The organism is Streptomyces sp. NPDC053673 (genome assembly GCF_055585225.1).
This window is the reverse complement of the sequence record NZ_JBVJKN010000002.1, coordinates 443,424-456,590: the sequence shown is the minus strand read 5'-3', so window position 1 is coordinate 456,590 and position 13,167 is coordinate 443,424. Positions and strand designations below refer to the sequence as shown.

Sequence of the window (13,167 nt, the reverse complement as noted above, 5' to 3'; positions counted from 1 at the left end):
TCAGGCGTCGTAGTCCTGGTCGAAGCGGTCCTGCGCCTCCTGCTGGAGCCGGCGCGCCTCGTCGTTCATCTGCTCCCGGCCGCGCTCCTGCTGCGGGCGCTGCTGCTGCGGGCGCTTCTTCTGGGAGCGCTGCGACGCCTCTTCCTTGGCGTTGCCCGGCTTCTGCCGCGCCTGCTCCTTGAGCTGCGCCGACTTGTCCTTGAACTGGTCCTGGATGCCCATCTGGTTCACTCCTAGAAGGGTGTGAGAGGTGAGAGGGCCTTGCCGGCCCCCTGGGCCTCGACCAGCCTGGCATGCAGCAACATTGCTCGCATTTCGATCAATAACGCTCCGTACGCCCGCCGCGTTCCTGCTCGTCAGCGGCGCCTCCGGCGCCCACCAGTCCCTTGCCGACCCCGGCCAGCCGCGGCTCGAAGCGCCGCATCTCGCGCTGCCCGACGGCCGCGATCAGACCCGGCAGATAGCCACGCAGCGACTGCATCCCGCCCAGCCACCACTGCGCGTACACATGCGCCTTGCGCCGCTCGATCCCGGCGACGATCCGGTCGACGGCGGGCCCGAGCGGATACGTACGGTTCGACGGCCACGGCAGCCGCTGCCGCAGTTCCCGCATCACCTCGTCCTGGTCCGCGCCGCGCACCATGTCCGTGTCGGTCCAGGACAGATAGCCGACCCCGACCCTGACACCCTTGTACGCGACCTCGGCCCGCAGACTGTGCGCGAAGGCCTCCACGCCCGACTTGGACGCGCAGTACGCCGTCATCATCGGAGCCGGGGTGATCGCGGCGAGCGAGGCGATCTGCAGGAAGTAGCCCCGGCTCTCCATCAGTACCGGCAGGAACGCCCGGCACGTGACCGCGCTGCCGATCAGATTGACCTCGACGACCCGCCGCCAGGCCTCCGGGTCGGAGTCCACGAACGGACCGCCGGACGCCACACCCGCGTTGGCGACGACGACGTCGACCTTGCCGAAGCGCTCCTTGACCTCCTGGGCGACGCGCGCCATCGCCTCGTGGTCGGTGACATCGGCATGCCAGTGGTCGCAGTCGGTGTGCAGCCGCCCGGCGACCGCCTTCAGCTCGTCCGGCTCCAGACCCACGAGCGCGATCTTGGCCCCGCGCGCGGACAGTTTGCGGGCCAGCAGCTCACCGACACCGCGCGCCGCTCCCGTGACGACGGCGACCTGTCCTTCGAGGCTGACCTTGCTCATGCGTCCCCCTCATTGCGTGCGTCGCTCACGATTGTCTCCTTCTTCACATAAGCGTCCACCAGCGTACGGATCTGAGCGGTGACCGCCTCCGGGGCTTCCACCGGGGTCATGTGCCCCATTCCGGCGAGTTCGACGAGGCCCGCGCATTCCGGCAGCGCGGCCGCGAGCCCACGGGCGTGGACGATCGGGGTGAGCCGGTCGGCGGTGCCCGCGACGACGGCCGTGGGTACCGTCAACTTCCCCACGCCCGCGTCGAGATCGAGCTCGGCAAGGACGTGCGCCCAGGCCACCCGGGTCGGGCGCGGGCAGGCGTGCACGATGCGCGCGCACTCGGCGATCCGCTCCGGAGCCGAGCCCGGCCCCATCGTCCCGTACCTCAGGATCCGCTTGGAGAGCGGAGTGACCGGACCGAGCGGGGCGCGCGAGCCGAGGATCGCACGGGTGATCCGCGTGCGCGCACGCCCCGGCCGCATCGGCACCACCAGCGACTCGGCGACGAGGTTCGAGCTGCCGGTGCTGCACAGCAGCGCGGCGGCCGCGTGCTCCTCGAACTTCGGCCGTCCGGCGGCCGCCATGAGCGTCATCCCGCCCATGGAGTGCCCGGCCAGCACGGCCTTCGTGCCGGGTTCGAGCGAAGCGGCGAGCACCGCCTCCAGATCGTCGGCGAGGGCGCGGGTGCTGTGACCGCCCTTCGCGACGGCCGGGGTACGCCCGTGTCCGCGCTGGTCGTACGCGATCACGCGATGACCGGCGGCCAGGTCCCGTATCTGCGCCGCCCAGAAGTGGGTGGAGCAGGTCCAGCCGTGGGCGAGGACGACGGCGGGCGCGCCCTCGGGGCCGTGCAGCTCCACATGGATGCGGGAGCCGTCGGCGGAGAGGGCGGTCAGTTCGCGCTCGGCGACGGGCGGGGCGGGGGCCGCGCCGGTCCTCTTCATCAGGCGGCTCACGCGCTCTCCTCCCCCACGGTCACGGCGACGGACCCGGTGGATCCGGCGGACCCGGCGGACCCGGCGGACCCGGCCGCAGCCGCACGGGTACGGGGCGGGCGGATCACCTCGTACTCCGCGAGGTCCACCTCCCGCGTCTCGCGCCGGAACTCCCCTGTCGTCCCCGGCCAGATGGTGGTGTTGCGGCCGCTCGCGTCCAGGTACCAGCTGGTGCAGCCGCCCGTGTTCCAGACCGTGCGCTTCATGCGTTCCTGCACCCGCCGGTTCCACGCGCCGACGGCGGACGGCCGCGCGCCGAGCGCCACCCGGCCTCCGAGGACGCCGATCTGCCGCATGAAGTCGGCCATGTAGTTCAGCTGGGACTCGATCATCAGGATCATCGAGCTGTTCCCGAGGCCGGTGTTGGGGCCGATGATCGTCATCCAGTTGGGGAATCCGGCGGCGGTGGCACCGCGCAACGACTCCATGCCGCCCTTCCACGCCTCGGCGAGGGTGTTCCCGTCGGCGCCGACCACCCGCTCGGCGATCGGCATGTCGGTGACATGGAAGCCGGTCCCGAAGATGATCGCGTCGACCTCCGCCTCCGTGCCTCCCCCAGAGACTCCGTCCTGGGAGGTACCCCCAGCGGCGACGACCGTCGACCCGCGTACCTCCGTCAGTCCGGACGCGACGACATCCACATTGGGCCTGGTGATCGCCGGGTAGTACTCGCTGGACAGCAGGATCCGCTTGCAGCCGATGCGGTACGAGGGTGTCAGCTTCGCCCGCAGCGCCGGGTCCTTGACGGCCTTGGCCATGTTGGCCTTGGCGAGCGACTCGATCAGACCCAGCTCGTTCGGCCGCTTGGTGAACGCGCTGACCTGCAACTCCCTGATGCCCCAGAGCAGCCCCCGGCGCGCGGTCCCGGTGAACGGCAGCTGTCGGTGCAGCCAGCGCTCGACTCCGCTGATCCGCCGGTCCATACGCGGCATCACCCATGGCGGGGTGCGCTGGAACAGCGTCAGCTTCCCGACCTCCGGCTGGATCGCCGGCACGATCTGGATCGCGGACGCGCCGGTCCCGATCATCGCGACGCGCTTTCCGCGCAGGTCGTAGTCGTGGTCCCAGCGGGCCGAGTGGAAGACCTTGCCGGGGAAGTCGGCGAGCCCGGGAATCTCGGGGATCTTCGGGTCGGAGAGCGGCCCGGTGGCCGACACCACGACATCCGCCGTCAGGGTCCCGGCCGAGGTCTCGATCTCCCAGCGCAGCTCGTCGCCGTCCCAGCGCATCATCGTCACTTCGTGGTCGAAGCGGATGTGCGGGCGCAGCCGGAAGGTGTCGGTGACGTGCTCCAGATAGGCGCGGATGTGCTCCTGCCCGGAGAAGGTGCGCGGCCAGTCGGGGTTGGGCGCGAACGAGAACGAGTAGAGGTGGGACGGTACGTCGCAGGCGCATCCGGGATAGCTGTTGTCCCGCCAGGTCCCGCCGACCGAGTCCGCCCGCTCCAGGACGACGAAGTCGGTGATCCCTTCGCGGCGCAGCCGGACCGCGGCACCGAGGCCACCGAATCCGGATCCGATCACCGCCACCCGTACGTGTTCGTGCTGGCCCATGCCGCCGCCTCCCGCAGACTCCTGCTGACTCCGCCGAACCGTGCCAGCAATCACTGGCATGATGGGGAGAGTAGAGCTTCGCGATACCGAGCGGTAGATGCCGAACCAAACAAGTTACCGGCGGTACAACATAGGCTTGCGGACGTGACGGACGTGACGGACGAGCAGCGCAAGGTTCGCGAAACCCGCGAGTACCGCATGGAGGAGCTGGCCAAGGAGGCCGGCATCACGGTGCGCACCCTGCGCTTCTACCGCGAGCGCGGACTGATTCCGCCACCTCGCAAGGAAGGCCGTATCGCCTGGTACAGCGACCAGCACCTGGCCCGGCTGCGCACCATCGCGGCCCTCCTGGAGCGCGGCCACACCCTGAGCGTCATCGCCGATCTCGCCACCGCCATCGAGAGCGGCCGGGACGTCGGCGAGGTGCTGGGCCTCGGCGAGCCGACCGAGGAGACGCCGGTCCGCCTCACACCGGCGGAGCTCGCCGACCACTTCGAGGGCGAGGTCACCGCGGAGAACCTCATGGCCGCGCTCGATCTCGGCTATCTGGCCACCGACGGCGACGAGATCGTCCACATCAGCCGCCGGCTGCTGGACGTCTCGTCCGCGCTGGTGAAGGAAGGCGTCCCGCTTGCGGCCGTACTGGCGGCGGGCCGCGAGGTACGGGCCCACGCCGACGCGCTGGCCACCCTGTTCACCGACCTGCTGCGCACCCATGCCGCCGGGGACGAGGACGTCACCCGGCTCCGCCCCCTCGCCAAGAGCGTGGTGGAGGCGGAGCTGTCGATGGCGCTGGACCGGCGACTGCGCGAACCCTGGAGCAGGCCACAGACCAGGCCGCAAACAGCCCGTCCGGCGATTGAGGACGGACACCCGGGCCCACCGGACGGTACCGGGCACTCCTTGGAGCCGTCCGGCGATTGAGGACTGGGGGTCCGGGGGCGAAGCCCCTGGATCAAGGGACGGGCAGCCACCAACGCGCCTTGTAGATACCGCCGTTGACCAGCCGGTACGTCCCGTCCGGCCGGTGGACCGTCACGTTCCGCGTCCACCAGGTCTCTTCGAGCCCGCCCTCGGGCACGGTGGACGCGACCTGCCCGGTCACAGGGTCGTTCCCGACCGCCTTCACATCCGCTCGGCTGATCTTCGCGGCGCCCGCGAAGTCCTGCACGAACGCCCTTCGGCTCTTGGAGTACTGGTGGACGGCCGAGCCGGTGGTCACCCAGAGCCGGTCGGGCCGCCCCGCGACCTGCAGCAGATCGTGCCCGTGCGGGCCGGGCAGCGGCACCTCGAAGCTCTTGGTGAGCGTCGGCTCCGCGGCCGTGCCGCCCGGCTTCAGCGCCACCAGCCGGTCCCCGCCGAGTGCCCACAGCACCTTGCGCCGCGCGTCCCACTGCAGCCCGTGCGCGTCGTCCAGCGTGTATGAGGCGAACGGCACACCGACCGGGCCCTGCGAGGCCGCGTAGAGCCTGACCACGTCACCGGTGCTGCCGGCGACGGCCACATTGCCGTCGGGCAGCAGCTCGATGCTGTGCGGATTGTGCTCGATGGTGCCGGGCGAGAGCGTGTCGCCCCAGTAGCGCCTGCCGGACGGATACTCGACGACCGCGGCGAAGCCGAACGACGCCGTGGTGAGTACGTAGGTCCGCCCCCGGAAGACGCGCACCTTCGCCTCGTCCGGGTACACCCAGCTCTTGGCCGGCTCCATGTCGGCGTACCGGGGATCCCCGAGCGGCGAGAACGCCCACTTGACGACGGACGGATCAGCCTGTGGATCCCAGGTCCCGCGCGCCCCGTCGAGCAGCAGGACGCGCTTGGACGCCTGGTCGGTGACGAGGAGGTCCGGGGCTCTGCCGCCCGGCGGCGGGGCGGGCGCCACGGCCAGAAGGCAGAGCGTCAGCCCTCCGACGAGCGCGGCCCTGAGCGTACGTACGCGAAGAACTCGACGAATTCGCACGGCCCCTGAGCCTGCCGGACACCGCCGGGCAGGTCACGTACCGAAACAGCCAACCTGACAGCCGCCGGACTGCGACCGGTCGGTCTGCGGACGGTCGGTCAGCGGACGGCGAGCGCGACCGCCCGCGGCGAACGGCGCGCAGCGGACCACGGTCAGCAGACGGCGGGCAGTGGGCCGCTACACCTCGAAGACCGCGGTCACCGGTGCATGGTCGCTCCACCGCTCGCCGTGGCTCGCCGCCCGCTCCACATACGCCTTCACGCACTTCCCGGCGAGGCGGGGCGTCGCGACGAGCAGGTCGATGCGCCAGCCCGTGTCGTTGTCGAAGGCCCGGCCACGGTACGACCACCAGGAGTACGGCCCCTCCTGGTCGGGATGCATCGCGCGTACGACGTCGACGTACCCGGCCCCGGTCCCGCCGTCGGCGTAGACGCGGCCGAGCCACTCGCGCTCCTCCGGGAGAAAGCCGGAGTTCTTCTTGTTGCCCTTCCAGTTCCTGAGGTCGGCCTCCTGATGGGCGATGTTCCAGTCGCCGCAGACCAGGACGTCGCGGCCGTCGGCGGCCGCCCGCTCCTTCAGCCCCTTGAGATACGGCAGGAACTCGTCCATGAAGCGCGTCTTCTCGTCCTGCCGCTCGGTGCCCACCTCGCCCGAGGGGAGGTAGAGGCTGGCCACCGTGACGCCGGGCAGGTCGATCTCGACGTACCGGCCGCTCCCGTCGAACTCCTCGCTGCCGAAGCCGGTCCGTACCGCGTCCGGCTCGCGCCGCGAGTAGACGGAGACGCCCGCGCGCCCCTTGGCGGCGGCGGGGACGTGGACCACATGCCAGCCCTCGGGGTCCCGCACCTCTTCCGGGAGCTGGTGCGCCTCGGCCCGTACCTCCTGCAGGCACAGGACATCGGCCGAGGTCTCCGCCAGCCACTCCACGAAGCCCTTCTTCGCGGCGGCGCGCAGACCGTTGACGTTGACGGTGGTCACAGTGAGCATCCCGGCACAATATCCGAGAGACACCATACGCATAGATGTACGATGCTTCGTATGGATATCCGGCCGACTCTTTTCGACCACCCCGACGCCGTCAAGCTCAACGACCAGGTGCAGCTCGAATACGTCGCGCGCTACGGCGACGAGGGCGACGCGACACCGCTCGACGCCTCGATGTTCGTCCCGCCCCGCGGACTGTACCTGCTCGCGTACGACCCGCTGGGCCGCCCGGTCGCAACCGGCGGCTGGCGCTCGCAGGACGAGAACGAGGAGGGATACGCGGACGGCGACGCCGAGCTCAAGCGGATGTTCGTCGTCCCCGAGGCCCGGGGGCTCGGTCTCGCCCGGCGCATCCTCGCGGCGCTGGAAGAGGACGCGCGCGCGGCCGGCCGGAGCCGGATGGTGCTGGAGACCGGCACCGCCCAGCCCGAGGCGATCGCGCTGTACATGTCCAGCGGCTACGCGCAGTGCGCCAAGTTCGGCCACTACCGGGACTACGAGAACAGCCGCTGCTTCGCCAAGCCGCTCGCATGAAACCCTTGACGCGCCCCTGACAGAACCCGCGCCTTCGTGGCACGCTGCCTCACGCACGCCGATCCGCACCGTCCTCATCCCCCACCCTGCCCGGCGCCACCCCGGCCCGGGCACGGCAGAAGGAGACATGCGTGAGACGCCATCGCACAGCCGTGGGCATTCTGTTAGCCGTCGGCGCACTGCTCACGGGCGGACTGTCCGCCGCCGGCGCGGCCAACGCCGCCACCCCGGTCCCCGCTCGCACCGCGTCGGCCGCGGAACAGCACCAGGCCCGCGCCTTCTGGACCGCCGAGCGGATGCGCGGGGCCACCCCGCTCGATCTGCTGCTGACCCCGAGCGCGGCGAAGACCCTCAGGGCCCCGAAGCCCGCCGCCGAGACCACGACCGTCGCGCCCACCGCCTTCCCGCAGGCGGGCGGCCCCTGGACCGGCGCCGGCGCGGTCGTGAAGACGTCGGGCCGGGTGTTCTTCACCTTCCAGGGCCGCACGGCGTCCTGCTCCGGCAACGCCGTGACCAGCCAGAACGCCAGCACAGTCATCACGGCCGGGCACTGCGTCAAGTACCAGGGCAGCTGGCACACCAACTGGGTCTTCGTGCCCGCGTACAACAACGGCCAGGCCCCGTACGGCCAGTGGACCGCGTCCAAGACGCTCACCACCCCGCAGTGGGAGGCGAGCGAGGACATCAACAACGACATCGGCGCGGCGGTCGTCGCCCCGCTGAACGGCCAGAAGCTGACGTCGGTCACCGGCGGGCAGGGCATCCAGTTCAACGGCGGCTACAACAAGCAGATGTACGCCTTCGGCTTCCCGGCCGCGTCCCCGTACGACGGCACCAAGCTGATCTACTGCAGCGGGAACAGCTCCAAGGACTGGCTGTTCACGCAGGACCACAGCCTGGGCTGCAACATGACGGGCGGCTCCAGCGGAGGCCCCTGGTTCACCGGCTTCAGCGAGGCGACCGGCACCGGCCTGCAGGTCTCGGTGAACAGCTTCGGCTACGTCTTCCTGCCGAACCGGATGTTCGGACCGTACTTCGGCGATGAGGCGAAGGCGCTGTACGACAGGGCTCAGGTGTCCTGAGGCAATGCGACAGGGTGGCCGGCGGGGACGACCTCCCTGGCCCTGCCGGCCACCGCACGACCATGGACGGAAGTGCCGACCATCGCCATGATCGGCTCGTACAGCAGCGCAGTCTCAGGGACGAGAGGCGGAACGTACGGATGGCGACGCACTGGGCGGACTTCCAGTACGAGATCTATCTGAACGGTATGACGGGCGCCGTGCCCCGGCTGCCCACCGATCTGACCCGGCTGGAGGAGCTGGCCGAGCACCGGCTCGGCCCGGGCCCGGTCGGCTATGTGGCGGGCAGCGCGGGCAACGGCAGCACGACGCGCGCCAACCGGGCCGCGCTCGACCAGTGGCGGATCGTGCCGCGCATGCTGCGTGACGTGCACGAACGTGATCTGTCCGTGGACGTGCTCGGGCGCCCGCTCCCGGCGCCGCTCGCCCTCGCGCCCATCGGCGTGCTGTCGATCATGCATCCGGACGCGGAGTGCGCCGCCGCGCGCGCGGCCGCGGCCCGCGGCGTCCCGTACATCCTGTCCTCGGCGTCCAGCACGCCGATGGAGCAGGTCGCGGAGGCGATGGGCGACGCGGAGAGATGGTTCCAGCTGTACTGGGCGAAGGACCGCGACGTGACGGCCAGCTTCCTCGCGAGAGCGAAGGCGGCCGGCTTCACGGCGCTGATCGTCACCCTCGACACCCCGCTGCTGGCCTGGCGGCCCCGCGATCTCGACCAGGCCTATCTGCCGTTCCTGCACGGGGTCGGCACGGCCAACTACTTCAGCGACCCGGCCTTCCGGGCGGGGCTCGCCAAGCCCGTGCACGAGGATCCGAACGCGGCCGTGATGCACTTCGTCGGGATGTTCGCCGACCCCGCCAAGACCTGGCCCGACCTGGCCTTCCTGCGCGAGCACTGGGACGGGCCGATCGTCCTCAAGGGCATCCTGCACCCGGACGACGCCCGCCGGGCCGCCGACGCAGGCATGGACGGCGTCGTCGTGTCGAACCACGGCGGCCGCCAGGTCGCCGGCTCCGTCGCCGCGGCCGATGCCCTGCCGCGCGTCGTCGAGGCGGCGGGCGACCGGCTCACCGTCCTCTTCGACAGCGGCGTACGCACCGGCGACGATGTCTTCAAGGCCCTGGCGCTCGGCGCCCGGGCGGTGCTCCTGGGCCGCCCGTACGCGTACGGCCTCGGCCTCGACGGACAGGCGGGCGTCGACCACGTCATCCGTTGTCTGCTCGCCGAGTTCGACCTCACGCTCGCGCTCTCGGGTCACGCGGGCCCGGGTTCACTCACCGCCGACGACCTCATCAAGGAACGCGCATGAAGAACATCCTGGCGGTCATCTCCCCCCACGTCGGGGGCCGTACGGCCGGGGCCGCCCTCGCCGGTCTGTTCCCCGGCGCCCACGTCACGGTCGTCGAGGCGACGGACGAGGACCCGGCCGCCCTGCGCGAGGCGCACGTCATCATCACCGGCCTCGGGCCGGTGACCGCCGGCCACATCGCCGCCGCGCCCGCCCTGGAGATGGTCCAGTGTGCGAGCCACGGCTACGACTACGTCGACCTGGACGCCGCCCGCGCCCGCTCCGTCCCCGTCTGCAACATCGGCTCCAGCGGCGCGGAGAAGCGATGCGTCGCCGAGCAGACCTTCGCCCTCATGCTCGCCCTCGCCAAGCAGCTGATCCCCGCCCACACCGCACTCGTCGACGCCGACTGGGCCCTCCCGCGCCTCCAGCAGTCCCTCACCGAGCTGTCCGGCAAGACCCTCGGCATCGTCGGCCTGGGCAGCATCGGCGAGGAGGTCGCCCGCCGCGCCGTCGCGTTCGACATGCACATCCTCTACGCCGGCCGGCGCCGCGTCCCGCCGGAGACCGAGGCCCGGCTCGGCGGCGCCCGCCACGTCCCTCTCGACGACCTCCTGCGCGCCTCCGACTACGTCACCCTCCACGCCCCCCTGACCGACGAGACCCGCCACCTCCTGGACGCCGGACGGCTCGCCCTCCTCAAGCCCACGGCCTTCGTCATCAACACGGCCCGCGGAGCGCTCATCGACCAGGACGCCCTGGCCGACGCACTGGCCTCCGGCACCCTGGCGGGAGCGGGCATCGACGTCTTCGACCCCGAGCCCCCGACCGCCGCCCTCCGCCTCCTCAAGGCCCCGAACGTGGTCCTCTCCCCCCACGTCGCCGGCGTCACCCGCGAAACCCTGGTCCGCATCGCCCTCGCGGCCGTCCAGAACGTCATCGACCACCTGGACGGCAAGCCGCCGCGCGACGTCGTCACGTAGCCGGAACGAAGGGGTCCCGCCCGGTCCGTCGGACCGGGCGGGACCGTCGTCCCCAGCCGGGTGGCCCCTCCGTATGTCACTTCGCACGACCTCGCACCGGTCCGATCGGCGCCAAGCCGAGGACCAGGAGCTGGTGTTGCGCCGCCCGGCCAGGTGCCCGCCGGCCGGCACCCGGGGGCGGCGAAAGGCGGCCGACCCGACGCGTTCCCCGGTTGTACGGCGGGCAGTCATGAAGCGTCCGCCGGGAAGTTGTCCATACACGTTGTGCTTGGACGCCCCCCGCCAGCCCCCTCACCCGCAGAGGTCGACTCGTCATGGCAGAACTCAACCGCCGCCGTTTCCTCCAACTGGCCGGTGGCGCGACCGCGCTCACCATGCTGTCCGACAGCATCGCCCGGGCTGCCGCCATTCCCGCCCAGGGCAGCACCGGCACCATCCAGGACGTCGAGCACATCGTCGTCCTCATGCAGGAGAACCGTTCCTTCGACCACTACTTCGGTGCGATGAAGGGCGTACGCGGCTTCGGCGACCCCCGCCCGGTCACCCTGCCCAGCGGCGAGTCCGTCTGGAACCAGGCGGACGGCAAGAAGGTGACCCTGCCGTTCCGGCCCCCGAGCGACGACCTCGGCATGGAGTTCCTCCAGGGCCTCAACCACGACTGGGCAGGCGGCCAGAAGGCCTTCAACCAGGGCAAGTACGACCAGTGGGTGCCCGCGAAGACCGCCACCACCATGGCGTACCTGACCCGTGAGGACATCCCCTTCCACTACGCTCTCGCCGACTCCTTCACCGTCTGCGACGCGTACCACTGCTCCTTCATCGGCTCCACCGACCCGAACCGCTACTACATGTGGACGGGCCACACCGGCAACGACGGCACGGGCGGCGGCCCGGTCCTCAACAACGCCGAGGCCGGGTACGACTGGACCACCTATCCCGAGCGCCTCGAAGCGGCCGGAATCTCCTGGAAGATCTACCAGGACATCGGCGACGGCCTCGACGCCGCCGGATCCTGGGGCTGGATCAACGACGCCTACCGCGGCAACTACGGCGACAACTCCCTGCTGTACTTCAACAAGTACCGGGGCGCCCAGCCCGGCAACCCGCTGTACGACAAGGCCCGCACCGGCACCGACGCCAAGAACGGCGACGGCTTCTTCGACGTGCTCCGCGCCGACGTCCAGGCGGGCCGTCTGCCCAAGATCTCCTGGATCGCCGCCCCCGAGGCCTTCTCCGAGCACTCCAACTGGCCGTCCAACTACGGCGCCTGGTACATCGCGCAGGTGCTGGACGCCCTGACGTCGAACCCCGACGTGTGGGCCCGTACCGCCCTCTTCATCACCTACGACGAGAACGACGGCTTCTTCGACCACATCGTGCCGCCGTACGTGCCGTCCGGGCCCGACCGGGGCCTGTCCACGACCCCGACGACGCTGGACTGGTTCCCGGGCAAGGCGGGCTATGTCGCCGGACCGTACGGCCTCGGCCCCCGTGTGCCCATGCTCGTCGTCTCCCCCTGGAGCACCGGCGGCTACACCTGCTCCGAGACCTTCGACCACACCTCGATCGTCCGCTTCATGGAGCGCCGCTTCGGGGTGCAGGAGCCCCAGATATCGCCCTGGCGGCGCGCCGTCTGCGGCGACCTGACCTCCGCCTTCGACTTCGCGCGTACGCAGACGACGCCGGCCGAACTGCCGCCGACCGCCGGGTACTACCCGCCGGACCGCGAGCGCCACCCCGACTTCCTGGCCCCTGCCCCGGCCGTCGGCACGATGCCCCGCCAGGAGCCGGGCAGCAAGCCCACCCGTCCGCTCAAGTACGCGCCGTACGTGGACGGTTCCGCGGACATCGGCACCGCCAAGTACCAGCTCACCTTCAGCGGCGGGCAGGCTGCCGGCGCCCAGTTCTACGTCACCTCGGCGAACCGCAGCGACGCGCCCTGGACGTACACGACCGAGGCGGGCAAGTCGATCTCGGACAGCTGGAACACAAAGTACTCGAAGGGTGTCACGGACCTGACCGTCCACGGCCCGAACGGCTTCCTGCGCCGCTTCCGCAACCCCGGCAAGACCGCCGGACCCGAGGTCACCGCCCGCCACAACGCGACCACCGGCAACCTCGACCTGACCTTCACCAACGCCGCCACCGGCGACGCCCGGCTCACCGTCACCAACGCCTACGGCGGCACCCCCCAGACCATCACGGTCCGCAAGGGCACGACCGTCACGCACTCGGTCGACCTGCAGTCCTGCCGGAACTGGTACGACGTGACGGTCACCTCCGCCGCTTCGGCCGACTTCCTCCGCCGCTTCGCGGGCCACGTCGAGACCGGCGCCGCGGGCCTGTCCGACCCGGGCATCCTCACCAACTGACCCGCACGGCAGGCCCTCACCGGCTGATCCGGTCCTCGGCCGCCCGCAGCACGCGCCGCTCCAGCACCGCGAGGTGCTCGGGGCGGCGCGTGCGCGCGTGCCGGAGCAACAGCTCCCGCGCCGTGGCGCCGAACCGGCGCTTCTTCGGGTGACGGCCCGTGAACCCCTCGCTCGCAAAGAACTCCACGGCCCGTCCAGCCCGACCGTGTCGGCCTCC

At 71.0% G+C, this 13,167-nt stretch carries 13 protein-coding genes; 6 read left to right on the top strand and 7 right to left on the bottom strand.

Going from position 1 to position 13,167, the window contains the following annotated elements; all coding sequences use genetic code 11:
- The 4 genes from ACZ6ZQ_RS05330 to ACZ6ZQ_RS05315 all read right to left on the bottom strand — a co-directional run bounded on the left by ACZ6ZQ_RS05330 (window position 1) and on the right by ACZ6ZQ_RS05315 (window position 3,749).
- On the bottom strand, window positions 1-222 hold the full coding sequence (locus ACZ6ZQ_RS05330) for a hypothetical protein (RefSeq protein WP_469767325.1): 222 nt from the start codon (window positions 220-222) through the stop codon (window positions 1-3).
- A 97-nt stretch (window positions 223-319) separates the two neighbouring features.
- A complete protein-coding gene (locus ACZ6ZQ_RS05325; RefSeq protein WP_469767202.1) occupies window positions 320-1,210 on the bottom strand; it encodes an SDR family oxidoreductase in 891 nt (296 codons plus the stop codon).
- Entirely contained in the window at window positions 1,207-2,157 is a 951-nt protein-coding gene (locus ACZ6ZQ_RS05320; RefSeq protein ID WP_469767201.1) for an alpha/beta fold hydrolase, read from the bottom strand. Before ACZ6ZQ_RS05320 ends, ACZ6ZQ_RS05325 begins: the two co-directional genes overlap by 4 nt.
- Window positions 2,154-3,749 (bottom strand): flavin-containing monooxygenase, encoded by a 1,596-nt coding sequence (locus tag ACZ6ZQ_RS05315; RefSeq protein WP_469767200.1) that lies wholly within the window; start codon window positions 3,747-3,749, stop codon window positions 2,154-2,156. Before ACZ6ZQ_RS05315 ends, ACZ6ZQ_RS05320 begins: the two co-directional genes overlap by 4 nt.
- A gap of 198 nt (window positions 3,750-3,947) precedes the next feature.
- Here ACZ6ZQ_RS05315 and ACZ6ZQ_RS05310 point away from each other — a divergent pair, with 198 nt between their 5' ends.
- Window positions 3,948-4,673: a MerR family transcriptional regulator gene (locus ACZ6ZQ_RS05310; protein ID WP_469767324.1), complete on the top strand. Its 726-nt coding sequence runs from the start codon at window positions 3,948-3,950 to the stop codon at window positions 4,671-4,673.
- A gap of 31 nt (window positions 4,674-4,704) precedes the next feature.
- On the opposite strand, the gene ACZ6ZQ_RS05305 is transcribed toward ACZ6ZQ_RS05310, so the two are convergent.
- Both ACZ6ZQ_RS05305 and ACZ6ZQ_RS05300 read right to left on the bottom strand, forming a co-directional pair.
- Window positions 4,705-5,706 (bottom strand): DUF6528 family protein, encoded by a 1,002-nt coding sequence (locus tag ACZ6ZQ_RS05305; RefSeq protein WP_469767199.1) that lies wholly within the window; start codon window positions 5,704-5,706, stop codon window positions 4,705-4,707.
- 177 nt (window positions 5,707-5,883) lie between these two features.
- Window positions 5,884-6,693, bottom strand: coding sequence for an exodeoxyribonuclease III (locus tag ACZ6ZQ_RS05300; protein ID WP_469767198.1), 810 nt, complete (start codon window positions 6,691-6,693; stop codon window positions 5,884-5,886).
- A 51-nt stretch (window positions 6,694-6,744) separates the two neighbouring features.
- Here ACZ6ZQ_RS05300 and ACZ6ZQ_RS05295 point away from each other — a divergent pair, with 51 nt between their 5' ends.
- The 5 genes from ACZ6ZQ_RS05295 to ACZ6ZQ_RS05275 all read left to right on the top strand — a co-directional run bounded on the left by ACZ6ZQ_RS05295 (window position 6,745) and on the right by ACZ6ZQ_RS05275 (window position 12,950).
- Complete coding sequence (locus ACZ6ZQ_RS05295; RefSeq protein ID WP_469767197.1) at window positions 6,745-7,224, top strand: GNAT family N-acetyltransferase; 480 nt, start codon at window positions 6,745-6,747, stop codon at window positions 7,222-7,224.
- Window positions 7,225-7,355: 131 nt separating this feature from the next.
- Window positions 7,356-8,306: a trypsin-like serine peptidase gene (locus ACZ6ZQ_RS05290; protein ID WP_469767196.1), complete on the top strand. Its 951-nt coding sequence runs from the start codon at window positions 7,356-7,358 to the stop codon at window positions 8,304-8,306.
- 140 nt (window positions 8,307-8,446) lie between these two features.
- Entirely contained in the window at window positions 8,447-9,616 is a 1,170-nt protein-coding gene (locus tag ACZ6ZQ_RS05285) for a lactate 2-monooxygenase (protein ID WP_469767195.1), read from the top strand.
- Window positions 9,613-10,578, top strand: coding sequence for a 2-hydroxyacid dehydrogenase (locus ACZ6ZQ_RS05280; RefSeq protein ID WP_469767194.1), 966 nt, complete (start codon window positions 9,613-9,615; stop codon window positions 10,576-10,578). Before ACZ6ZQ_RS05285 ends, ACZ6ZQ_RS05280 begins: the two co-directional genes overlap by 4 nt.
- Before the next feature lie 314 nt (window positions 10,579-10,892).
- On the top strand, window positions 10,893-12,950 hold the full coding sequence (locus tag ACZ6ZQ_RS05275; RefSeq protein WP_469767193.1) for a phosphocholine-specific phospholipase C: 2,058 nt from the start codon (window positions 10,893-10,895) through the stop codon (window positions 12,948-12,950).
- Window positions 12,951-12,966: 16 nt separating this feature from the next.
- Here the strand turns inward: ACZ6ZQ_RS05275 and ACZ6ZQ_RS05270 are convergent, their stop codons facing one another.
- Complete coding sequence (locus ACZ6ZQ_RS05270; RefSeq protein WP_469767192.1) at window positions 12,967-13,137, bottom strand: hypothetical protein; 171 nt, start codon at window positions 13,135-13,137, stop codon at window positions 12,967-12,969.
- Window positions 13,138-13,167: the final 30 nt, after the last annotated feature.